The organism is Xenorhabdus thuongxuanensis, from assembly GCF_001908095.1.
GTDB lineage: Bacteria > Pseudomonadota > Gammaproteobacteria > Enterobacterales > Enterobacteriaceae > Xenorhabdus > Xenorhabdus thuongxuanensis.
This window is the reverse complement of sequence record NZ_MKGR01000115.1, coordinates 1-423: the sequence shown is the minus strand read 5'-3', so window position 1 is coordinate 423 and position 423 is coordinate 1. Positions and strand designations below refer to the sequence as shown.

The 423-nt window shown below is 52.5% G+C and carries 1 pseudogene; it reads right to left on the bottom strand.

Annotated elements, in window-relative coordinates:
• Positions 1 to 398: pseudogene (locus tag Xentx_RS18300) on the bottom strand (site-specific integrase); the annotation flags it as partial.
• Positions 399 to 423 lie beyond the last annotated feature (25 nt).

Sequence of the window (423 nt, the reverse complement as noted above, 5' to 3'; positions counted from 1 at the left end):
TATTGGTAACGGGAAAGCCGGCTGGGGTGCGGCACACTTAACCGGCTGAGATCGAAAATTGGATCGTGGCCTTCAGCACCGGCAGCCATCGCCCTTGCCGCGAGTTGTGCCAGCCAGGGTTTGAGTTGCGGAATAATCGGTATCTCCCATTCGCTGTGGTTTTTACTGCCTTCCAGTCCCAGTTCAATATAATTGCTTTCCAGGTTAATATCCCGCAGCCGCAGGTGCAGTAACTGGTTCTGGCGCATCCCCGTAAAGCGCAATGTCGCCAGCACGGTTGACCAATACCAGGTTGGGTACAGGGCACACCGCCCTCCCCGTGGTATCACGTCGGTTCTTTCTTCTTCCGCAAACTTCCCCATCAACAGGTTAATACGGGTTATCTGCGACTGACTCAAAATCTTCTTCTTTTTCTTCTCTTTT